The organism is Pararcticibacter amylolyticus (genome assembly GCF_003130405.1).
GTDB classification, from domain to species: domain Bacteria; phylum Bacteroidota; class Bacteroidia; order Sphingobacteriales; family Sphingobacteriaceae; genus Arcticibacter; species Arcticibacter amylolyticus.
Genome location: NZ_QEAS01000013.1, coordinates 29,525 through 52,416, shown reverse-complemented (window position 1 = coordinate 52,416; position 22,892 = coordinate 29,525). Strand labels below are relative to the sequence as shown.

13 protein-coding genes are annotated in these 22,892 nt (G+C 48.1%); 1 reads left to right on the top strand and 12 read right to left on the bottom strand.

The features are described from left to right. Window positions 1-30: 30 nt before the first annotated feature. The 12 genes from DDR33_RS15960 to DDR33_RS15905 all read right to left on the bottom strand — a co-directional run bounded on the left by DDR33_RS15960 (window position 31) and on the right by DDR33_RS15905 (window position 20,187). Window positions 31-783 (bottom strand): GLPGLI family protein, encoded by a 753-nt coding sequence (locus tag DDR33_RS15960; protein WP_109416809.1) that lies wholly within the window; start codon window positions 781-783, stop codon window positions 31-33. 22 nt (window positions 784-805) lie between these two features. Further along, window positions 806-3,529, bottom strand: coding sequence for a TonB-dependent receptor (locus tag DDR33_RS15955; RefSeq protein ID WP_109416808.1), 2,724 nt, complete (start codon window positions 3,527-3,529; stop codon window positions 806-808). A 14-nt stretch (window positions 3,530-3,543) separates the two neighbouring features. After that, entirely contained in the window at window positions 3,544-6,183 is a 2,640-nt protein-coding gene (locus tag DDR33_RS15950; RefSeq protein WP_158280770.1) for a zinc-dependent metalloprotease, read from the bottom strand. A 9-nt stretch (window positions 6,184-6,192) separates the two neighbouring features. Beyond that, on the bottom strand, window positions 6,193-8,877 hold the full coding sequence (locus DDR33_RS15945; RefSeq protein ID WP_109416806.1) for a zinc-dependent metalloprotease: 2,685 nt from the start codon (window positions 8,875-8,877) through the stop codon (window positions 6,193-6,195). A 62-nt stretch (window positions 8,878-8,939) separates the two neighbouring features. Then, a complete protein-coding gene (locus DDR33_RS15940; RefSeq protein ID WP_109416805.1) occupies window positions 8,940-10,493 on the bottom strand; it encodes a PKD-like family lipoprotein in 1,554 nt (517 codons plus the stop codon). A gap of 4 nt (window positions 10,494-10,497) precedes the next feature. Then, window positions 10,498-11,256 carry a DUF4843 domain-containing protein gene (locus DDR33_RS15935; protein ID WP_109416804.1) on the bottom strand — a complete coding sequence of 253 codons (759 nt, stop codon included), beginning with the start codon at window positions 11,254-11,256 and terminating at the stop codon, window positions 10,498-10,500. A gap of 16 nt (window positions 11,257-11,272) precedes the next feature. Next, window positions 11,273-12,751 (bottom strand): RagB/SusD family nutrient uptake outer membrane protein, encoded by a 1,479-nt coding sequence (locus DDR33_RS15930; protein ID WP_109416803.1) that lies wholly within the window; start codon window positions 12,749-12,751, stop codon window positions 11,273-11,275. A 10-nt stretch (window positions 12,752-12,761) separates the two neighbouring features. Further along, window positions 12,762-16,106, bottom strand: coding sequence for a SusC/RagA family TonB-linked outer membrane protein (locus DDR33_RS15925; protein ID WP_238387826.1), 3,345 nt, complete (start codon window positions 16,104-16,106; stop codon window positions 12,762-12,764). 303 nt (window positions 16,107-16,409) lie between these two features. Next, window positions 16,410-17,606 (bottom strand): FecR family protein, encoded by a 1,197-nt coding sequence (locus DDR33_RS15920; RefSeq protein ID WP_146198789.1) that lies wholly within the window; start codon window positions 17,604-17,606, stop codon window positions 16,410-16,412. A 97-nt stretch (window positions 17,607-17,703) separates the two neighbouring features. Next, window positions 17,704-18,315, bottom strand: a complete 612-nt coding sequence (locus tag DDR33_RS15915; RefSeq protein WP_109416801.1) for an RNA polymerase sigma factor — start codon at window positions 18,313-18,315, stop codon at window positions 17,704-17,706. 101 nt (window positions 18,316-18,416) lie between these two features. Further along, window positions 18,417-19,139: a LytR/AlgR family response regulator transcription factor gene (locus tag DDR33_RS15910; RefSeq protein ID WP_109416800.1), complete on the bottom strand. Its 723-nt coding sequence runs from the start codon at window positions 19,137-19,139 to the stop codon at window positions 18,417-18,419. Then, window positions 19,117-20,187, bottom strand: a complete 1,071-nt coding sequence (locus tag DDR33_RS15905; RefSeq protein WP_109416799.1) for a sensor histidine kinase — start codon at window positions 20,185-20,187, stop codon at window positions 19,117-19,119. The genes DDR33_RS15910 and DDR33_RS15905 overlap by 23 nt, the downstream gene beginning before the upstream one ends. 308 nt (window positions 20,188-20,495) lie before the next feature. On the opposite strand from DDR33_RS15905, the gene DDR33_RS15900 reads away from it, so the two are divergent. Beyond that, window positions 20,496-22,871, top strand: coding sequence for a TonB-dependent receptor (locus DDR33_RS15900; protein ID WP_109416798.1), 2,376 nt, complete (start codon window positions 20,496-20,498; stop codon window positions 22,869-22,871). Window positions 22,872-22,892: the final 21 nt, after the last annotated feature.

The window sequence follows — 22,892 nt, the reverse complement described above, 5'->3', positions numbered from 1 at the left end:
ACGTCGTGAAAATGTGACGAACCGGTTAACTCAAAGCATAATCAGATCAACCGCCTCCCGTAAGAGAGCCTCATTTCTCAGCGCGAGATTCTTTTTTAAATATTCCCTGAGTTCTTTCCGGCTACGGACCTTCCGGCCTGTGGGCGGAACAAGCTGTGCTGCCGGGGCCATATCCATTTTCACTTCCGTAGCAAACCATGTGATATTGTGATGAGGCAGAGCTACCCCCAGGATCAGCCCCGGCAAGCCCGAAAAGCACTCCGGACCGCCCCTGAAGGGAATCTCGTCCGTATAAAACGCTACCACATAGATCGAATCCATCAGCAGGGCGTTGGCTCTTCTGCAGGTATACCCCAGGATATCGCGTGTTTCCGGTGTGATCTTCCATCTTATTTTGTGAAGAGTATCAGGTTTCAGCAATACTTCGTCTGCCATGAATTCTTTCCTGACCACTGCGCTCCCCTTCTCCGGCTCCGCGTAAACCGTATTCCTTAAGGCCACCGCAGGATTTATATAAGCATAATCGAGAAAAGATATGTCTTCCGCCTTTCCCGGGGAATAAAGCGAGACGCTGCGATTAAAAACAAGCGTATAGGGACTGGTGATAAAATGAGGCAGGGAAGAAAAAACATCTCCTGAGAAACCGCGTCCGCCCGGGCTGCTGTTCTTCCGCGAAAAAGCATGCAGGTTAATTTTCTTCTCATAGGTAACCGTTCCCTTTTCAGGGAAATAGGTATACTGGGCTTCCAGGCGGGTGTTACCCGCAAGCAGTCCAATTATCATCAAACAGGCAAAGCGCTTCAGGTCATTCCGAAGCCGCGGAGCCCATTTTTTTAAAGTCGTAAACCAGTGAAAAAAGAACATATCGTCTTACTGTATTATAGTTATTCTGGATGATCATGTTATTGTTTGCCGAGCGGCTGAAACCGTTGCCCTGGTTCAGCAAATCGCTCATAGAAGCCCTGAGCATAAGGCTTTCGCTCTTCAGGAATTTTTTAGACAAGATGGTATTCCATATTAACCTCGAAAAATCGTTCGAAAAATACTGTGTAGCCTGGTTAAACGTATACCTGAAATGATTCGTCGCCTGCACCTTAAAAGGGAGATGAATAGTGAAGAGACCAGTTCCGTTAAGCACAAAACCGTTGTTGTTGAGCGAAGGCTGCAGAGAAGAATTGCTGACAGTGTACGAAGGTGAGAGAGTGACCTGCATGGTGTATTTTCTTGCCCGGAACTGCTGTACATTCAGGCTGAGTGCGTAATTGACATAGTTCGTTTTATTTTCCTGGCCATTTGTTAGGGCATATCCTGTATTCCCGCTTACTGATGCATCGGAGCCTAGCCTCAGGCTGTTCCTCAGGGTGATATTCCTTCCCAGCCTGAAGTTATAATCAGACATTGCCCTGTCGTTCAGATTGACGAACGAAGAGACTGTTTTTCCGTCTGCCCCGGTTACCACATCGGGGATAATAGAATTAGTGGTAAGTGAATAAGAACCCGATAAAGAGAGGCTTTTCTTCCCCATATTCTGCATTGCAGTGTAGTTTAAAGTAAAGCGATGGTTATAGGCCGGATCCAGGTCAGCATTCCCCCTGGTTTCATACAGCGGATCAATATTCTCCGTAACGGGCTGCAGCTGGCTGATGCCGGGAAGAACATTGGATCCCTGGTACAGTATGATGATCATCTTTTGCCCCTTAGCCTCCGTAAAGGAAACGCCGGGCTCCATCTGGAAAAAACTCCGGTTAAATAAACTATTTCTGAACAAGTCTTTTTGTTTCAGGGCGGTACTTTTTGCAGCCAGTCCGATTGACAGGGAGCCCTGGCCAAGGCTTCGGCTCAGAGAGCCTTTTATTGTATTATCGAGCGAGCTGTACCGGTAGCGGTTACTGAAGGCGCTGTCGGGCAGACTCAATCCCTGCGGCCCGTCCTGGTTGAAGGACAACCGCTCCGAAGCGTTTGCATCCAGCGCTATCCCGTAGTCCAGCCCGAGCGAGAGCTTTTTCCCTAAGTTTTCCGTAAACGACACTGCTCCGCCGAGCGCACGTCTGTTTAGCGTATTTCTCTTGTACTGATCAATCACGGCCGTACTGTCGTTCTGCCCCTTGTAAAAATGCGTTTCCGAATAAAGGGTTCCCCGGTTAACCGTTTCCGACAAGTTCCAGTTCATCCTCGCAGTTACTGTCCTTCCCGGCCGCCGCATTCTTTTCATCCAGAGAATATTCCCGTTCAGGCCTTTTCCCGTCCCCTTAGTATCAAGGACCCGCGAATTCCGGTTCAGGAGGATGTCAGCTTCGTCCGTTGTCCGGCCTTCAAAACGGTTAAAATTATTCACGTCGCTATAGTTGCCATTCAGGTAGGCGGTAAGCTGCGACGTACTGTCGATAGTAAAAGACAGGTTCGATTTCAGCGAATGCACCATCCGGCGGCTGTCGAACACCTGGTCTGATGCCGTATTCTGGACGCCGGAAGGCAGGTTATTCTTCACAATGCGGTTGCCTGTGCCTGCATTGCCCACATGGTTTACCAGGTAATCGGCATTGACTCCCTTTCCGCTGATGCGCAGTCCGCCGCCCGCACTTTCAGGAATACCTCCCATCTGCTGGGCCTCTCCCTGGCCGGTAAAATTAAATGAAATATCATTCCCCGAAGTCTCCACTACACCGGAACCCGCCCCGGCGACCGACGATTTGTAATTACTTATCCCCCCGGTAACCGTCATTTTCATATCCTTCGAAAAGCGGTTATATATGGCATTCCCGTGTCTGAATCCGTTTGTCGCTTCCGCGGCTTCCGCGTTGCCGAAGTAGCCCTTTTTACTATCTTCCCTCAGCTTCAGGTTGATGGTCTTATCGCGCACGCCGTCTTCTATTCCAGTAAAAGCCGCCTTACCGCTCTTTTTGTCATACACCTGCACCTTCTCGATCATATCGCCCCTGAGGTTGCGGGTAACCAGGGTCGGATCGTCACTAAAAAATTCCTCTCCGTCTACCAGCACTTTTTTCACCTCCTTCCCCTGGGCGGTGATTTTCCCGTCCTGATCCACCTGGATCCCCGGAAGCTGCGTCAGCAGGTCTTCCACCTTCGAATTCGGTTCGATAACAAAACTACGGGCATCATACTCAATCGTATCACCCTTCATTGTCACCGCCCTCGAGCCTTTGATCACCACTTCATTCAGCAGACGCGATTTCAGCAGCATCCCGATCTGCCCGAGGTTCACCACCGGCCTGTCAGGCCCGAATTTTACAGGCTGCACATAATCGGCGTAATGAGGATAAGTGACAAGGAGGATATAATTTCCGGCCTCCGGATCATTGAAAACAAAGTGCCCTTCCGCATCTGCCCTTACCGAAAGGTACAAGGTAGAATCGGCTGCCCGGAGCAGGTTCACCGAACTGTTCTTCAGCGGAACATTCAGTTTGTCGTCCCTCACTATTCCCTTCACCGTACTTTTCTCCTGTTTTACCTGCCCCCGGAGCAGGGAGCAGGTAAATAAGAGCATAAATCCGATCAGAAACTGCCTCATAAAGGTTTAATGTCTTAGCTGCTTTTAAGCGCCCTGTTGATCTGTAACAAAAAGTACTGATATTTTGCCCTGGTATCACCCTGCTGCTTTGCCACGGCTTTTTCAAGGATGTCTTTTGTCTCCAGCAGCCAGCCGTAATAGACATGCGAGATATCATCAGTCTGGAACAGTACGCGCGGCATAAAGCCGAAACCTTCGGTGTCTCCGGCAGAAGAGGCAGAAAGGTCCGGTCTTCCGGTCGTGCCGTAAAACGGCAGACCTTCCAGTCCTGCGAAGCTGTTTTTCCACGCAGCATGCTGCAATTGCAGCAGACGGAGATCATCCCCTTCAGCGGGGGCAGCAAACGCAGAAGCATTTCCTCCCGGAATTTCCAGAACTCCCGAGTTCCGGATCAGAAGCTGCACCATGGCATTCTGCATAGAGAGTTTTTCTTTCGACGGTGCCTTTCCTTCAAGGGAAGTCCCCCAGACAAAGTCAAATACATCCGCAACACATTCTGTGCGTGTATAGGGATCCGCATCCGCCTTATTCTCGCTGAGCCCGATATTGGCCACCCATCTCATCATATATGGGAACAGCACTCCCCTCATAAATTCAGCGGCATCGCCGTTAATGGCATCGATATTTTGTTCGGTTTCGGGAGCATTCAGCCAGTCGAGGTTCTCGAAAAGGCTGAGCAGGAAAAGCACCGACCTGCGCTGTGTTTCCTTAGGAACCGAGCGGTAAGCCGGAAAAGGATCACCTTCGTATTTTTCATACTGGTAAATTCCCCCGACATTATTAAGTACATGCATCATGTACCAGTAGAACTGGATATTGATTACCGAAAAGTTCGCATCCTTTCTGAACGAGTAGTCGGTATCTTTATCCGCCAGCCAGCCGTTCATGTTCTTCAGGATGTATTTCAGGTTCGACATGGCGTACTCCGTAGCTTTCACCTGGTCGTCGCCCAGGTCTTCGGTCTGTGAATTGGGGTCGAGAACCGAAATCTGCTGTTTACCATACCGGAACATAGGGTCTTTAATTTTCTCCGAAACCCATTTGTCGAGTACCGGCACCTCCTCCTCCGGAGTCGATGCTGAATACAGGGGCGAGTAGAGCCATTTGATGACATAATAGTCGTATACTCCAAGATCGGGAGGAGTGAGTTTAACCCCCCGTTCCAGGTCGCCGGGCTGCGCCACGAAATTAAAACGGGCATAATCCATGATCGAAGGGGTAGTGCCGTACTTTTGGGTAAAAGAAGGCGACCGCAGGGAATCGACCGGGAACGACGAGGATGCTCCCATGTTGTGCATCAGGCCCAGACAATGACCAATTTCATGGGCAATGACATATCGCAGGGCCTTGCCCATGAGTTCCGGAGGCATGTTTGTTGTCCTCACTCTTTCATCAACCGCCGCGGTCTGGATAAACATCCAGTTGCTCAGCAGGTCAGTCACCCCGTGGTAGAGGTAAACGGAGGCGTTGAGGATCTCGCCGGTGCGCGGATCTACCCAGGAAGGTCCCATGGCATTCTGAGTAAGGGTAGGTGCATATTTAATACAGTTATACCTGATGTTGTTCGGATCGAACTCCGGGTCGTCTTTCGGGTACATTTTCGTCACCACCGCATTCTTAAATCCAATCTTTTCAAAGGCCATATTCCAGTCTTCCGTCCCCTGCCTGATCCAGGAGATCCAGTTGTCCGGAAACTTATCGTCGATGTAAAAGACTACAGGCTTTACAGGCTCAACCAGTTCACCCCTTTTAAAAGCAGCCGGATCTTTAGGCTCCAGGCGCCAGCGATTGGCAAAGAAAATCTCTTTGCTCCCCTTATCCCGGCCTGCGAATTTTGTGTAATTCGTATAGAATACCCCGATCCGCGGGTCGTTCAGCCTTGGCCGCGCCGGCATGTCCGGCAGCAGCATGAGCGAGCGCTTCATGATGATGGTAGCCGGCCGGTTCTCTTCCACGATAAAACCCATAAAACTGGAGGTCACGCCATACGAAAGGTAACTGGTGACGGAGATATTATCCTTAAAGGCCATGATGCCGCCCGCCAGCGAACTTTCACTCTTGTATGACGCCTTGCTGCTCATGAAGCCGCCCGCCGGCATGAAGGGGTCCATTTCCTCGTTCCCGTTCACGAAGAACGGCGTTACATCGAATACCACTGCACTGCTGTCGGGCGATACAGCCTGAATCTTAAAAGAGGCCAGCATGGCTCCCGTGTTATTCTTAGCCAGGGCATTCTGCAGCGCCGTTTCCTGCTCAGAGGTACGCGCCGAAAAGTCGGTTTTCCGGATATAGATTACCGAATCGATCTGCGTAAAGTAAATGCAGAGCGGGTCATGTGCCTGCAATCCCGCGAATGAATCTTCAGGGTTACTTACTGCTTCTGCCACCGATCCCAGCAGCATGGGCTTTTTAAAGAGCCTTTTGGGAAACTCAAAATAAACCTTTCCATCCATTTTGTGCAGGGTGATCATTCCTCTGCTCGTTTCCACTTTCTTCCCCTTGAAGAGCTTCTGGTAAGCGGTTTCTTTCTTCTTTTGAGCCGTGTCCTTTTTCAGCCCGGCCTGTTCCTTTTTATTTTCTTTTCCCGTCTGGCCGGCCGCTGCTCCGGTCACCAGCAGGAAAGCGGCAAGAAGCCATGCCGATATACTGTTCATCTTCATCATTTACAGGTTTAGCGCTTTGTCAATTTTATTCATCAGCAAACGATAATGCATGGCCGTCTCCCGGTCATTTACGGTATCGAGCGCCTTAGCCATCAGTTCGCGGCATTGGGTAAGCTTCGTAAACCAAACACTTTCCAGTGAAGGCTGAAGGTTAAAGTTTACCAGGCTGCCATCAAATCCTTCTGTCCCGGGCCCGTTTATTCCCACTTCATTTTCATAATCGAAATCGCCTTTACCATAAAAGTCGTTCATATTGAGAGTCTTATTCAACCCGCGTAAGTTCAATCCCGAAAAATCCGCCAGGCCTGCCGCCTGCGATGACTGGCCTCTCTGCACAGAAACGAGTTTCGTATTACCGATAACAGAGTTCACAAAAGCCTTCTGCATTTCGCGTTCGGCGTTATCAGGGATTTTCCCCTGTTCAACCGAACCCCATACACCCTGGTAAATATCGTCGAGCACTCTTTCCGGCGTATACGCATCCTGCTCCTTCGATTTTATTGCCGCAAGGTTTACCGCCACCGGGGTACGCAGAAGGGCATCCATCAGCTGGCTGCGAAGCAAAGCCGCAGGGGTGCCCGTCAGGCTCAGATTTTGCAGTACCTCTTTATTCTCTATCCATCCGGCATCTTTAATCTGCGACAGAAGGAACTGAACCGTTGCCTCCTGTTTCTTCCGCGGCACCGGCTGATAAAAAGGCCGCGGGTCGCCCTGGTACTTTTCATTAATATAGATCCCGCCAATATTGGGGAGGAGGAAATTCAGGTACAGAACATACTGGTCGAGGATGCCGTCCCAGATGTCTTTTCTGAACGAATAATCCTTATCCTCTCCCGATACCCAGTTGTTCAGGTTAGCCATAATGTATTTGAGGTTGGCGATTCCGCAGGCCGAAGCCTTTACCGGATCGTCTCCCAGGTCGCCCGAAAGTACACCGGGGTCGATTCCCTGCGATTTGCCGTAACGGTAGCGGATGTCGCCGGCTTTCTCCGAGATCATCTTAGTCAGCGCCGCTCTTTCCTTTGCCGGGCTCATATCATTGCCGAAAAAAGAATAGTTCCATTTTACCAGCAGGTAATCGTAAGGGCCGAACAGGGGTTCTGTCAGTTTCACGCCCCGCTGCTTATCGCCGGGCTGCGCCACATAATTAAAGTGGGCGTTGTCCATGATCGAATAGGTGGTTCCGTACTTTTTGGTGAAAGATGCGGAGCGGAGCGAGTCGACGGGGATTCCGGCCGAAGCGGCAAGGTTCTGCGTAAAGCCGAGCCCGTGGCCCAGTTCGCGCCTCACATAAGCCCTGATCCCATCCTGGATATATCCATCAGGAATATGAGGCGTTCTCACCGCCTTGTCTGCCTGCGACGTCTGGATGAATAATTGCTGCGTGATCAGCTTAACCAGATCGTGGAACACATAAACTGAAGCATTAATGATCTCGCCGCTGCGCGGATCAACCCATGCAGGACCCACGATATTAGACACCGGTACCGGCGAATACCGGATGCAGTTGTATTTCAGGTTATCAGGGTCGAATTCAGGGTCGTTCACCGGGTAGTCCCTTACCACCACGGCATTCTTAAAGCCCGCTTTTTCAAACGGAACGTTCCAGTCGCTCACTGCGGTTTTCACTGCATTTCTCCAGGAGGAGGGAAAATCGCTGTCTACATAAAAAACGATGGGCTTCAGCGGTTCCGACGGTCTGCCGTGTTTATAGGCCTCTTTATCTTTCGGTACAAGGTTCCAGCGGTAGGCATAATACACCTCTTCCGTTTTATTCACTTCATTCGAAAGCCTGTACCTTTTCCCTGCAAAAACGCCGATACGGGGATCGGCTATCCTGGGCCGGGGCGTCTGCTGAGGCAGCAGCAGGAAAGTTCGCGTCATGACCACCGTAAAGGGTTTATCTTTGATCAGGGTTCGCCGGGTACTGCTCAGCGTATTCTCATACGAAAGACTGCTCCTGATGCTCACGTTATCCTTAAAGCTCTTTATGTCCGTAAGGAACGAGCGGTCCTTCTTAAACGATTCCGAACTTTTATAACCCATGGCGCGGTAAATACTGAAAGCGCCGAAGGGAGAAAGTTCTTTCGTATCGCCCACGAAGTAATCGGTCACGTCGATAACAGCAGCCGTTGTATCCTGGTTATAAGCCTTAATATCGAAAAGCTTGACTATTGCTCCGATGGTATTTTTATCCAGAGCCCTGACGAGGTTATTCTCGTTCTCAGGAGCGATCATGTTCTTATCAACCTTCGTCAGCAAAAGTGACGAATCGACCCGCGCAAAGCGGACCAGCATGGGACTAACCGGTTTCGAGCCTACGAGCCCGTCGCCGTTGTCGCTGATTTCAGATATGGTAGAAGCCAGGAGCATATCCTTTCCCATCAGGGAAAAAGGCACCTCCAGGTATAACTTTTCTTTCACATAATAAAGGTTCATCAATCCTTTGGCCGTTTTCTTAGGATTTTTAAGAAGAGCGTCATACGATTTTTCCTTCTTAACCGAGTCTTTTTTGGTTTTAGTTTTGGAGGTGTCGGCAGGCGCCGCTGCTTTCGCAACGGTATCTTTCAGGGTGCTGACTGCGGCGCTCCGCAAACCCTTTTCATTTCCGGTCCTCATCTCTCCCCGAAGGAAGCCAGCAGCCATCAGCATACAGCCTGACAGCCAAACGAATTTTCTGATCATTTTTTTATCCGGTTATTAAGAAGCTTTCCGGCAGGCTTTGCTGCCGGAAAGCATGAGTGTTTCTATTTCTGGGCTGTAATGGCCGTAATATGACCGAAGCCGCCGAAGGTTTTGATATGTGCCTGATCGATGTTCCCGGTACCGGGATTGACCATCGGCAGAATGTAAACCTTCCCTTCCGTGCCGTAAGTCGACATGATCAGCTGTTTCTGATTCGTGGCGATGTCGGGCTGCGTATAAGAATTGTAAAGGAATTGTGCCTGTTCGTAAAGCTGCAGAGTAGTGATCTGTTCGCCTGCCGGTGCGGAGTACTTTTCCTGGAAAACAGGAGTAGCAGTACTGTACAGCATGGCGTAGATCTTCGAGGAGGTAGCATAATACATCACCTTCTGGTCTTTAGCGAAGACGAAGAATTTAGCATTCTGTATATCGGGTGCGGCCGAAATGTTGTACACAGCCAGCGGAACCGGCGGCGTAGCCACCCACTCGACATCATCATACCCTCCCGGGGTGAAAACATACAGCGAAATATCTCCGCTGGTCTTATCCTTCAGCACATGCAGGAACTCGTGATTAGCCCCGTTGCCGGCGGCCAGGTTGGTTTTCCCCGTAAGGTGGACCGGATCGAAAGGCATCCCTGAAGCATAAGGTACAGCATACTGGTTCCTGTCGCCGAAACTGGATACCGAAGGCTGGTAGACAAACTGTCCGTTCACTTCATCGTAGAAATTCACGCTGATATTCGCGCCGTATTCTTCCGCGTTGAAGCCGATATGGGCAGGCACAGTAAACCTCGTATCGAAAGGCAGCCCGTACTTCCTTGCAGCGCCGAGATAAGTGGAGTACAGTTTGCCGTTCCCTGCAAAAATATCCGACTGGTATACGCCTGCCAGCAACTGGGGTTTAAAATCTCCGGTATGGCCGTAAAAAAGGTCCTCATTCTTTGCAGCGAAGGTATAATCGAGAGTGGCCACCTGGTAGATGTCACTGGCCGTTATCGCGTACAACATATCCACGCCGTAAACGGTAGTGAAGCGCATCTGTGTGATCAGGCCCGGAAAAACGGAACCATTAATAGCAGAGTACACATGATGTTTCACACTTTCACCCGTAAAACCGCGGGTAACCAGGGGCGACATAATATGACTCAGGTCGGAGCTCTGCCCGCCATCGTTCTCTGCGATTACAAGGCCCTCTCCAATATTATTTTTCACCACCAGGCGCCATGCCATGATATAGTCGAGGCCGGTCTTCGTATCGGTTACGGTGTATACGATCTGGTAAAACTTCCCTGCGGGATTAGGCTTCAGCCTCACCTCGTAGTCGAGGTTCTTCTCCGTTCCTAACACAAGGGTTTCCCCGATTCCGTCAAAACTCTTCAGCTTCCATTCGTATTTCAGATTGGCTTCCTGCAAGCCCTCCGCTTTCAGCTTCGGGTTAACCACCAGGTGCTCGAACTGGAAACTGCTCAGACTGCTCATTCCCGTCGTATCGAAAGCTACCCCCGCTATTTTATTCACGTCGAGCGTACTCAGATCGTCACGGCAGGACAAGAGCGCCGAAGCTCCTGCAAACAGCAAACACAGGGAAACTATCCATCTATTTAATCTTTTCATGTCGTCAGTCGTATTTAGAATGAGTGTAATAAAGGGGAACTATATCCTGGCCGGCCAGGGTACCATCGTCGTGTTTCAGACGGTTTCCCGGATGGTCCTTATTCCATTGCATCACATAGTCGCCGAACTTCGTCCCAAGGGCAATGGCGCCATCGTTACCCACCGCACGGAATTCGGTGACTGTGAACTTGGTGAGTCCCGTAGTTTGGAGGATGATGCGGTATGCAGCAGTACTGCCTCGTGTGGTGAAGAAATACTGGAAGTAGCTCCACGGGTTGGGCACCACGATCTGGTTAGTCCATCTTATTGTGAATTCCCTGTATTCCAGGTTGCCGGCCCTGAAGTCCTCAGAATCGACTATCCTCAGCTTAAGGGCAACGTTCGACGAGGAAAGCGCGGCCGAGTTGAGCAGTTTTACCGAAAGCTTCCCGGTAAATTCACCGGCTTTAACGATACCTCCGATCACCTGGTAAAGGTTGTCGGGCGCTGTAGTTTCCGGATCTTTCACCACTTCCACATTGAAATGCCGGTCGTAGTTCACGGTATCGCCCATGATCTTCACGGTCACTTCCTGGATATAGTCATTAGAAGGATTCGTCATAAACGAATACTGCAGGGAGCTGATCACCCTTTTTGAGTCATCCAATTGCTGGAAATTAATCGCAGGAACTCCGCTGAAAGGATCGATATCATCCTTTTTGCAGCCCTGTAACATGGCGGCTGCCAGCATCAAACCCGAAAAAAATATTTTTAAAGTTTTCATAAAGAAATAGTTGAAATTATTGCACCCTGTTACCAAATTCCAGTTCACTGCCCGGATAAGGCAGCACGTAAAGTTTATCGTCGGCAATCCTTGTCACCGCAAGGCCCGGAAACGCCGTCTGTCCCGTCCTCTTATAATAAAAGAACAGCTGTCCTTCGCTTACGAACTCTTTACGGTATTCCTTGAAAAGCTCACTCTCCACTACTGAGCGGTCGGTGGTAGCCGGGATGGCCTGGATAATATTCCGGCTGCTGCGCACGGTATTCAGGTCGGCGATCGCTTTATTCAGGTCGCCTGTGCTGATGTAATACTCGGCGGCTATATAATACATTTCCGGAATTTTGATCAGCGGCATGATATTGCCGTTCACGCGCGATTGTGCCTGCCTGTGCTTTACGCTGACCATTCCGAGTGTCTGTGCCTGGAGCAGGGTATTGAACCTGATATCAGGAACACCGATATTAGTATTGCTGGTTTCATACAGCGTTTCGGCCGCAGGCCTCAGCATGAAAAGCGCATCGTAATTCGTGTTCTTGCTGGCATCCAGGTACCTGTTAACGATATCGGCAAAAGCGGTTACATTCAGGCAGAACACATTTTCAGGGTAGAGGGACGGGTCGCCCGCCGCATTGTATGATGGCGTGATCAGCTTAGCCGGCGAATGGGCAATGACGTCTTCGGCAGCCGTCCGGGCGGCCGACAGGTTTTCAGCCCCTCCCTGCCATAACAGCATCCTGGCCTGCAGGGCCCGCACTGCATAGTAATTCATCCGTTGTTCCCTTGTGCCGAAAAAACCGTTGCGGTTCACGTCATCATAATAACCTGCCGGGCGGGAGGGGTTAGGGTACAGCGGATCTTCCTTCAGCAGTTCGAGTGCATCAGCGATATCTTTCGCCATTAAGGCGAACGTTTCCGGGTAAGAACGCTGCGGGGTAACGTCCTTGTTAAAATCACTGACGTAAGGAATGGCGAGTTTCCCGGAAAGGTCGGTACGGTTCGCCAGGTTTCCATAGCCGTAAACCCGCATCAGGTCGAAATGAAGGAAGGCGCGGAGGCCGAGCAGTTCACCTTTAATGATACTGAAGCTGATCGGGTTGAGTACCGCTTTTTTCTTGTCAATATAGTTCAGCGCCCCGTTTATGTTTGCTATGGTATTATAGGCATGCGACCATATGGCGTCGATCTTTGGTTGGGCCCGTACAGACGTATAGTTATACTGCTGCAGATCCAGATACTGTGCCCCTGCAGGCAGTGCGTTATACTGCTGCGAGAGGAGGTCGATCATATTCCAGGTGAGATCTTTTGAATAGAGCGCCGGATCGGTCATCCCGATATAGGAGCCGATAAGAGCATCCTTAAAACCCGATTCGGAGTTGAACTGGTCTTCCGCCCTGATCTGAGAATCGGCGGCCACGTCGAGCCAGTCTTTGGTACAGGAAGAGCCGAGCATGGCTAACACCAGCGCCATTACGATATATCTGTATTTTATTAACATAGCAGTAAGATTAAAATGTAGCAGACAAAGAAAAAGACAGCGTGCGTGCAAACGGGTACTGTGTCCCGCGTTCAATTTTAATGGAGGAGAAGGTAGCCACCTCGTTCATATTGAACCCTAATTTGAGCCGCTGCATCCCCAGGCGTTTTACAAAGTCCCTGTTGAAGAGGTAATACACATTAAGGGCCGAAAGTGTAAACTCGTTGCGGTTCTGAACAAAGCGTGTGGTAGCCCTGGTCTTCTCATCGTACACCTCAGAAATATTGTCGCCGTCGGTATCTGCAGTATAAGTACCCAGCCTCTTGTACAAGGCGTGTTGCCCTGGCACAAGCCATCGGCCGGTAAGCACCCGTTCATCCACGTTATAGTTCATGTCGACGTTTTCCACCATGTCGACCAGCGTCTGGTTGTACATCTGGCCGCCGCCCAGATAGCGGCCGGTTACATTCAGGCCGATCCCTTTGTATTCAGCCGAAAAACCCACCGTGCCCTGGTAATCGGGCAACGAATTGCCGGCTACGATCATATCGTTCGCATTCCAGATATACGTGGTATTCCCGTTGCGGTCTACATAGATCTCGTTACCCGTCGAAGGATCGATGCCGAGTGAGGGCACAGCCCAGATGGCGTTCATCGACATGCCGTCGACGTAGCGCTTAACCGGGGTACTGGTTGACCTGTTGGCAGCGAGCTCATCCATTCTTTCGTTAAAACTCTTCATAGAGTTCGAAAGCTCCACAATCTTATTCCTGTTGGTTTCTACGCCCAGGTTCAGGTTCACGAAATTCTGCCCCCTCGACCATACCCGGTAAGACGCGTAGAGCTCGACCCCGGTATTCATTACTTTACCAAGGTTGTCTTTCACCGAATTAAAGCCCGTAGAGTAGGGGATCGTAATATCGGTCACCAGGTTCTTCGTGTAACTCTTGTAATAATCGAATTTCAGGCTGAGGCCGCCGAGGTTTGCATCGAAACCGGCGTCATAGTCGAACTTCGATTCCCACTGCAGGCCGGGATTAGCCATATTCAGAATATAGGAACCTGAGAATCCCTGGTACCTTGAATCAAGATAATATCCGTAAGTAGCCAGCGAAGCATTAGTCGGGAAATTCTGGTTTCCGGTAGAACCGACGGAACCGCGGAGTTTCAGTTGCTTTACAAAATCAGAATTTCTCAGGAAGCTCTCGTGGTGCAGGTTCCAGCCCAGCCCTACGCTCCAGAAGGGAGCCCAGCGGCGGTCTGTGCCGAACTGCGACGACGCCGTACCCCGGAAGGTAAGATCCGTCAGGAAGCGGTTATCGTACATATAGGAGAAGACCGCAAGAAAACCAAGATCCCTGATGATTCCGTCCGTACCCACCGGCCTTGAATCGAGCGCGTAGCCCCGGCCGAAACGGACATCTTCCATCTGGTCGCTGCTGAAGCCCTCTACCTTGTAGATCAATTCGTTAAAATTGCGCTGGCTGATATTAAATCCGGCATTGGCAAAAAAGAAGTTCTTGTCCTTCTGCTTCGAATAGTTCACGTTAAAGTCGCCCGAAACGTAGCGGCTTTTCCCGTTGTTCACCATGTACGATCCTTTTCTTAATACATCCTCGCCCACATAGTTTTCGAACATGGTATGGGCAGCAGGGTAAAATTCGTCGGCATCGCTGTTCTTTACATCGATTCCCAAGCGGGTAGTTGCCTTAAGTCCCGGAAGGGCTGTCCATTCCAGGTAGAAATTATTCGTGAAATTAAAATATCCCGAGGTGATCGTAGAATTCAGTGTAGAATTATAGAGCGGGTTGGTGTATCTGACTCCGGTTGGGCCTATCTCCGCATAATAAGGGATTGTGCCGTCGACATTCTCCGCTCTCCAGTAGGGGTTCATCCTGGCGTATTCGTCGAAAGTGCCGTAAGGCGACTCAGAGTTGTTGTTGCTTGTCGCGCTCACAATATTGCGGAAAAGAAGATTCTTTACCCGGTAGGCGGCGCTGACGTCGCCCGAAATGTTTTTACGGTGAGAGCCGGACATGGCGCCGGTAACATCGCGGTAAGAGAGGTCGCCGATCACGCTGAGACTCTGTGCACCGCCGAGCTCCACGGTAATCGTATGCTTCTGTCCAATGCCGTCCTGCAGCGGCTTTGCCAGCCAGTATGTATCAAGCCCCTCCATCGCCAGTTTCAGCCGTGAGTTATACAACTGGTCGAGCTGATAGGCGCTTTCAGAGGGGCTTTGAGCAGTATACATACCGTCAATCCGTTCAGCTTCAATCTTCTGGCGAGCATTCGTCAGGTGGTAACTGCTCAGATCCGGCAGTTCCAGGTCGAGACTGCTGTTATAAGTAACCAGCGCTTTTGATCCGGCGAGCTTCTTCGTTTCGATAACAATCACACCGTTTGCCGCTTTAGAACCATAGAGCGCTTTCGAAGCGGCATCCTTAAGAATGGTCACCGTTTCGATCCTGTTGATGTCAAGGTCAAATACGCGCTCGGCGGTGGTTTCAAAGCCGTCGAGAATAAACAACGGTTCATTGGGATTCTTCAGGTAGTTGCCCTTCAATCCGGCGGCATCCTGCGAGACTCCCGGAAAGCTGGAGGTTCCGCGAAGCTGCATATCGGGCAGGGTGTTCGGATTAGATCCCATGCTGAAATTATCGATGAATAAAGAAGGCGAGATGTTCTTCAGCGCCTGGAACAGGTTGGCATTTCCCACCTTTCTCAGATCCGCGTTCTTCACGGTAAGGGCAGACCCCGTATAACTTTCCCCTTTTCTCTCGTAGATCCCCGTAATCACGGTCACATCGAGGTCCACGGATTTTCTTTTCAGCGTCACGTTAATCGTCCGGCGTCCCTGAACTGACTGTTCCACCTCGACCATTCCAACCGAAGAGAACACGAGTACGCCATCTTCCGGAATTCCCGTCAGGCTGAACATCCCGCTTGCATTCGTAAGGGTCACGATTTTAGAGCCCTTTAGTTTTACCGTTACTCCCGGCAACGGATGGCCTGCAGAATCTGAGACCGTCCCGGTAACATTTACCGACATCACGAAAAACTTTTTCAGGGCATCCGAAAAAGACTGTTCCTTTCTCTTCAGGGTGATATTCCGGTCGATAATCTGGTAGGTAACCGGCATATCCTTAAAGCATTTTTCCAGTGTCTCTTTAATGGAAGCATTGTTCACACTGATACTGATCTTACCTAGTTTCAGCTGTTCTTCGTCATACAAGAAGACGTAACCCGACTGTTTTTCAATGGAAGACAGAACCTTTTCGAAGGAAGCATTCTTTTCCTTGAGGGTAATTTGACTGTACCCTCTGGCGCTCAGCTGAGCGAGACCGACTATGAGCAGCAGGGTCGTCAGTTTCATAACAATCAGTAGTTTCTGTGGGAAAAGCCGTCCAAAAAAATGGCGGACGGCCATAGCAATAGCAGTAAATTTCATCTACATTTGTGAATGTTGGGTTAAAACAGAAAGTCAATCGCAATTCTTTATCTGCTGGTGAGAGACCGGCAGAAGGGTTAGCCCAATAATTTTCCGTGGTGGTGCTCCAACACCTCCGCGGTTTTTTTGTGCCGCCCGCTCTTCTTTTTCTTCTCTAAGTGTGTAAGTATCTCATCATAGTCTCATTTTGTTATGTGAACAGAATTATTAGTTATCCCCTTTTTTATATTATTCAGCGCTAACGGTAATTTTCCTTCCCTCTACCCCGAAACCGACGCCGAGGTAACTGATGCTCCTTAGTACCTGCGAAAGGTCGGCGTTACGGTGCACCTTACCGGTGAACTGGATTTTAGGAATATCCCCCGAATATTCCACCTCCACATCGTACCACCGTGCAATCTGCCGCATTACCGACCGGATATCCTGCCGTTTAAAGCTGAACATTCCGTTCTTCCAGGCCACCACCGGTTCGGTGTTCACCTCAGCCGCGTTAGTAAGGCCGTTCCCTGTGGTAACGGCCTGCTGGCCCGGGGTCAGCGTCAGGGCGGATGTCCCGGCCTGAGCAGCGCTCACCCGGACGCTGCCGGTCAGCAGCGTGGTTTTTGCCGCAGATTCGTCGGCGTAAGCATTCATATTAAAGGATGTGCCCAGGACAGTTACCGACTGGCGGTCCGATCTTACAACAAACGGGCGCAGCCTGTCATTAGTCACTTCAAAATAGGCCTCACCGGTAAGTTCTACAGTCCGTTCTGTTTCCGTAAACTGCGCGGGATACTTAAGAGAAGATTCCGCATTTAGCCATACACGGCTTTGATCTGGTAAAACCACCTGGAATTGGCCGCCTCTCGGCGTCTGGATGGTATTCCATAATAGCTTGCCTGCCACGGTGCCTGCAGGCTGCGGAGTGTAAGCAATCTCACCCCTGGCGTTATTCCTGATGAGGACCCCGCCCTGTCGTGCAACCACCCCGGGCAGCGTATCGCCCAGGGGAACACGTGTTCCGTCGGCCAGGATCAGGAAAGCCTTATTCCTGCCGGGAGCAATGTTGTTTTTTGCAAGCTGCGAAAACATCTGCTCCTGGCCGGACCCTTTTCCTGAAAAATAATAGAGACCCGCAGCCAGGATTGCTACCACTGAAGCCGCAGCTGTAATATACCTGGCGAGATGAACCACCCGGCCGCTCCGTTTTCTGTGCTGCTCATGCCGGATCGTATGCCGGATGTTCCGGTACACCTCCTGCGACATCAGCGTTAAGTGCGCCACGTCACCGCCCTCTTCCGGAGCCTGCATTTCCTCGCGTATGAGAATCCGCAATTGCTCTTCATCTTTCACCGGAAGCTCCCCGATAAGCATCTCCACTTCAGCGGGGGTACATTGATCCTCCAGGTAGCGGCCAAATAGTTCCTTTAATTCTGCGTTATTCAATACAAGTCGAATTTTAACGCTATTACGAGCGAAAGAGTGCTGACATATGCTCGTTTGTTCATTTTTTTTAAAAAAAAATAAAACAAAACAGTATTTCTTATGAAAAAACAGATTCAATCAGGGCAGAAGCGAGAAAAACAGAGGCGAAATCGCTTGAATTGAAGTTTTTTCTGATCATCCTCACCGCCTTTACGATATGATCGTTTACTGTTCCCTCAGAAATGCCGAATATGCCGGCGACCTCTTCATACGATTTACCTTCAATTTTACAGAGAATAAATATTTTACGTCTTTGAGGAGGCAAAAGATCGATAGCGCGCTGCAAAATTCCGTTCGATTCTTTGTAGTTAAGCGTTTGTTCGAGATTATTGCTGAGTTCGGTGGAGACCGACACAAGATGATCGAGCAGTTTTCTGTCGCAGGCAGCCCTGCGGAACAAGTCGGCCACTTTATTTTCAGCAATTTTGAAGAGAAAAGAGCGGAATGACTTTTCAGAATCTATCAGCGAGCGTTTTTCCCAGATCTTCAGGAAAACATCCTGCAGAATTTCCTTTGCTATTTCCTCATCCTTAATGAGACGGATCAGCCTCCGCAGGATGCGGACGCTGTAAAGCCCGTACAATTTTTCAAATGCCCTTTCATCCCCCTCATTTAAAAGGCAGATCAGGTCCTTTTCCAGTCTGATCTCATCCGCGTCCTGTTCAACCATGCCGAAATCGCTTACTGTGTCTAAAATAAGGATTTTTTTAACGTTATGGTAATAAAACCGGTTTTTACTTCGTCCGGTTAAACATTCGCTGCAGTTATTTACTATTTATTCAAAATCTTCCTGGTTACGAATTCATTGAAAAAGTAATCCCTGTAGATATTGCCGATCGGAATTTCATTTTCCCCGATATATACCGTGTTGTTATCTACAGAATCTATGTTGCCTACATTAATGATGTAAGATTTGCTGACTCTGACAAAAAAACTTTTCGGAAGCAATTCATGAATGGTTTTAATATTCATCAAAGTGATCACTTTTTGGCTTTCCAGGTAAATGATAACATAATCCTTCAGTCCTTCAATATAAAGGATATCGCTAAAATGTACTTTGAATATTCTACGTTCCGCCCTTACAAAGATATAATCAGCCGTTATGTTTTCTATGTTGCTGTTTGTATGTTTAGTATGAAATAATTTACAATACGTACGTGCTTTTTCCACCGCTTTTTGAAAGCGCTCCAATTTTACAGGTTTGATCAAATAGTCAATAGCATCTACTTCATAACTCTCGGAAGCAAACTCATGAAAAGCGGTAGTAAACACCACTAAAGTGTTCCTGGGAATGGATCTGGCAAATTCAATCCCATTCACTCCCGGCATCTGAATGTCAAGGAATATCAGGTCCACGGCATTTTTCGCCAGAAAATCACTCGTAGCATCCGCTCCGTTAAATGAGCCTATGACCTCCAGATTTTCTGTCTGATAAACCAGTTTCTGGATCGCCTTTCTCGCTAACGGCTCATCATCTACTATAATGCAGTTCATTTTTTAAATTTAAAAATAAGGTAACGCAGTACGTTTCCGGATTTTCTTCTATTTTCAAAGTATGTGAAGAGGGGAACAGAAGTTCTAATCGTCGTTTAATATTCGCCAGCCCTAATCCCCCGGGTTTATTGACGGCTTTCACGGCTGGTTTTGAGTTAATGCATCTGAAAGAAATTTCATTATGGCACACATCAAAATACAAATTCAGGTAGGATAATTTTGCTGAATCGTTATTGTGTTTTACAGCATTTTCGACAAATGAAATAAACAAGAAGGGAGGCACCTGAACCCCGCTCAATTCACCTTCTTTGGATATTAAAAAATTAAAATTATCACGTCTTACTTTTTCCAGGTTTAGAAAATCCTCTAAGAAATGGATTTCCGAGGTTAAGAGTACTTTATCTCTCGAGCTGTCATAAAGCTGGTAGCGAAGCAAGTCACTTAATTTTACCAGCACCTGCGAAGCCTTTTTAGGATCATCTTCAATCAGAACATTGGCGTTATTGAGCATATTAAAAAGGAAATGCGGATTGATCTGATTCTTTAGCTGTTCCAGTTCGCTATTGGTATTTGCCAGTTCCAGATCATGGATCAATCGCGCATCAGAAATCCACTGCTGGAATAACTTAACTGCTGCCGATGCTATAATAAGCACCATAATCATAAAGGAAAACGTAAAGAAGTTAATATTATCATCCTCGTTAGGCAGCAAATCACGTTGAAAAGAGAAAGCAAAAGCTTCGTGGATGTAGTACGAAAGAATCATGCCCGAAAGCACAAAGAGGCCATAGCTCAGGTATTTGTTCCTAAACAAAAATTTAGGGACGAAAAAGTACATATTGCTGTAAGCCAGCAGAATGATCTGAAAAAAGATCACCAGCCGGTTGTAGGTCTCGAAAGGTTCGACGTAGTCCGGCGGACTGTAATACAACACAACGGCACAAAAGGCGATCAGTAACAAGTGACGTTGAAACCGGTATTTTTCTGAAATGATCAACTGAAGCATCCAATTGGCATCCATCGTTTTTATGTGTAAAGGTTTACCCATGAGCTTAAATTTCGGGCAAATCAAGCGATACGCCGGAAATAAAAAAACTTACTATACAAAAGCCCATATATAATATACCAAAATAAGATTTACTGATGATATCCCGTCTTTAAGGTTTGAATAATCCGATTAGGATGGGGGTCTTCCCGGATTGCTTTTTTGCTGAACCTTAAGGCGCAATTATTTTACTATATGTGAGAGATGCTTTAATATATAAAGAAATACGTTTCGTATATATAAAAATTGCGGGGTCTGTAAAACTATAGTTTAGCCAAAAATTGTAGCTGTCAACTTTAAAGTTTTATTAAATGAAAAGCAGAATCCTGTCCGTGCTTGTACTCCTTTTTGCCTCTGTATTCCATGCCAATTCGCAGGAAAAAGTCACCCTTAGCGGCACAATAACGAATAAGTCCAATAGCGAAACACTCATTGGCGTAAGCATTTACATCCCGGAAGCGAAAGTTGGCATGACAACCAACTCTTACGGATTTTATTCCACAACGTTGCCAAAAGGAACTTACACCATTATCATAACCTACGTGGGTTATGATCTTCTGAAAGAAACTGTCACGCTAACCGGAAGCACTAAAAAGAACTTTGGGATGACGGAAAGCAGCAAGACTCTGGATGAAGTATTGATTACCACCAATACTACACAAGCGAACATCCGTAAACCTGAAATGAGTACAAATAAACTTTCCATTTCCACTATAAAAAAGATGCCGGCCGTTTTGGGGGAAGCAGATGTTCTAAAGTCGATCTTACAGCTCCCCGGGGTTACCAATGCCCAGGAAGGCGCGTCGGGATTTAACGTAAGAGGAGGATCTGTTGATGGAAACCTGGTCCTGCTCGATGAAGCCGTCGTCTACAATACGTCGCATTTGTTCGGTTTCTTTTCTGTTTTCAACGCCGATGTAATCAAAGACCTGAAACTTTATAAAGGAGGGATTCCCGCTAATTTTGGCGGACGTATATCATCGGTACTGGATATTTATCAAAAAGAAGGAAACAACCAGGAGTATCATGTGAACGGCGGGATCGGATTAGTTTCCAGCCGCTTGCTTGTTGAAGGCCCTATAGTGAAAGATAAAAGCTCTTTTGTGGTCGCTGGAAGAGGATCTTACGCCCACCTTTTACTGAAAATGGCTGATGAACCCAATTCAGCCTATTTCTACGATTTAAATACCAAGTTTAATTATAAGTTCAATGAGAAAAATAATGTTTTTGTATCAGGATATTTTGGCAATGACGATCTGAACCTTAATAACAGTTTTATAAACACCTATGGCAATAAGCTCTTTAATCTCAGATGGAACCATATATTCTCCAATAAGATCTTCTCTAATGCATCTGCCATTTATAGTGATTACGACTACCAGATCCAAATAAAGAACATTGGCCTTGACTGGAAAGCAGAGGTGAAGAACTACAATTTTAAATATGATTTCAAACATTATGTTTCGAATGACCTTACTCTGGATTACGGTATAAATTCAATTTACTATGATTTTAATCCCGGAACGATCAGGCCGTTTGGAGCAGGTTCACCGATCAATCCGGATCAGCTGGCCAAAAAATATGCATTCGAAAATGCAGCATATATTAGTGCCGGCCAACGCCTGTCCGATAAGTTATCCCTGAATTATGGACTGCGCTACAGTAACTTTCAGAGAGTAGGCGCACAGGAGGTGTACACCTATACCAATAATCAGCCGGTTGTTTACAATAATGAGTTTCATATTTATGAAGAAGCTGATCCAACAGGGACAAAAACCTATAAGAAAAATCAAAAAATAGCCAGTTTTGGCAACCTGGAACCGAGGCTGGCCCTTGCTTATTCGCTAAACAATGATAACTCTATCAAGGTAAGCTACAATAGAATGAGCCAATACGTTCATCTTATTTCTAATACCGCTTCTGCAACTCCGCTTGATATATGGGCCCCTTCCGACCAGTACCTTAAGCCAGAGATTGTAGATCAGGTAGCACTCGGGTACTTCCACAATTTCAAAGACGACAAGTATTCTTTAGAAGCCGAAACGTTCTATAAAAAAATAAAAAACAAAGCGGATTATATTGACGGGGCAGATCTGTTGGGGATTGATGCTGTAGAAAGAGTGCTGTTAAACGGAGAAGGAAGAGCGTACGGTCTGGAAATGATGTGGAAAAAGAATACAGGAAGGCTGACTGGCTGGGCTTCCTACACGCTTTCTAAAGCGCAGCAAAGAACACCAGGCAGGAATGCAGATGAGCCGGGTATAAACAACGGAGATTGGTACAGGGCGAATTACGACAAATTACACAATCTATCTGTTACCGGTGCTTATTTCTTGAGCCCGGGATGGTCTCTTGGGGGTATTTTTACTTTCCAGAGTGGAAAGGCAGCAACATTTCCCGATGGGAAATACCTGTACCAGGGCGTTACTGTTGCGAATTACGGAGCGAGAAATGAGAATTCCTTATCGGCCTACCACCGTTTAGATGTGTCTGCAACCTATACTCCTAAACCCGGCAAGAAAAAAGGATGGCAGGGAGAGTGGAATTTCAGCATCTACAATCTTTACAACAGGAACAATGCTGCGTCGTACTCTTTCAGGCAGAATGAAGAAACGGGAAGAAACGAGACAAGAAGAATATCCATTTTCGGTATTGTTCCGAGTGTAGCCTACAACGTGAAATTTTAAAAACAAGCATCCTTACTTTAA

What these genes read in the sequence shown, in the direction of transcription:
- DDR33_RS15960 (WP_109416809.1), bottom strand. Translation starts at nt 783, where the DNA reads ATGATAATTGGACTGCTTGCGGGTAACACCCGCCTGGAAGCCCAGTAT.
- DDR33_RS15955 (WP_109416808.1), bottom strand. Translation starts at nt 3,529, where the DNA reads ATGAGGCAGTTTCTGATCGGATTTATGCTCTTATTTACCTGCTCCCTG.
- DDR33_RS15950 (WP_158280770.1), bottom strand. Translation starts at nt 6,183, where the DNA reads ATGAACAGTATATCGGCATGGCTTCTTGCCGCTTTCCTGCTGGTGACC.
- DDR33_RS15945 (WP_109416806.1), bottom strand. Translation starts at nt 8,877, where the DNA reads ATGATCAGAAAATTCGTTTGGCTGTCAGGCTGTATGCTGATGGCTGCT.
- DDR33_RS15940 (WP_109416805.1), bottom strand. Translation starts at nt 10,493, where the DNA reads ATGAAAAGATTAAATAGATGGATAGTTTCCCTGTGTTTGCTGTTTGCA.
- DDR33_RS15935 (WP_109416804.1), bottom strand. Translation starts at nt 11,256, where the DNA reads ATGAAAACTTTAAAAATATTTTTTTCGGGTTTGATGCTGGCAGCCGCC.
- DDR33_RS15930 (WP_109416803.1), bottom strand. Translation starts at nt 12,751, where the DNA reads ATGTTAATAAAATACAGATATATCGTAATGGCGCTGGTGTTAGCCATG.
- DDR33_RS15925 (WP_238387826.1), bottom strand. Translation starts at nt 16,106, where the DNA reads ATGAAACTGACGACCCTGCTGCTCATAGTCGGTCTCGCTCAGCTGAGC.
- DDR33_RS15915 (WP_109416801.1), bottom strand. Translation starts at nt 18,315, where the DNA reads ATGGTTGAACAGGACGCGGATGAGATCAGACTGGAAAAGGACCTGATC.
- DDR33_RS15910 (WP_109416800.1), bottom strand. Translation starts at nt 19,139, where the DNA reads ATGAACTGCATTATAGTAGATGATGAGCCGTTAGCGAGAAAGGCGATC.
- DDR33_RS15905 (WP_109416799.1), bottom strand. Translation starts at nt 20,187, where the DNA reads ATGGGTAAACCTTTACACATAAAAACGATGGATGCCAATTGGATGCTT.
- DDR33_RS15900 (WP_109416798.1), top strand. Translation starts at nt 20,496, where the DNA reads ATGAAAAGCAGAATCCTGTCCGTGCTTGTACTCCTTTTTGCCTCTGTA.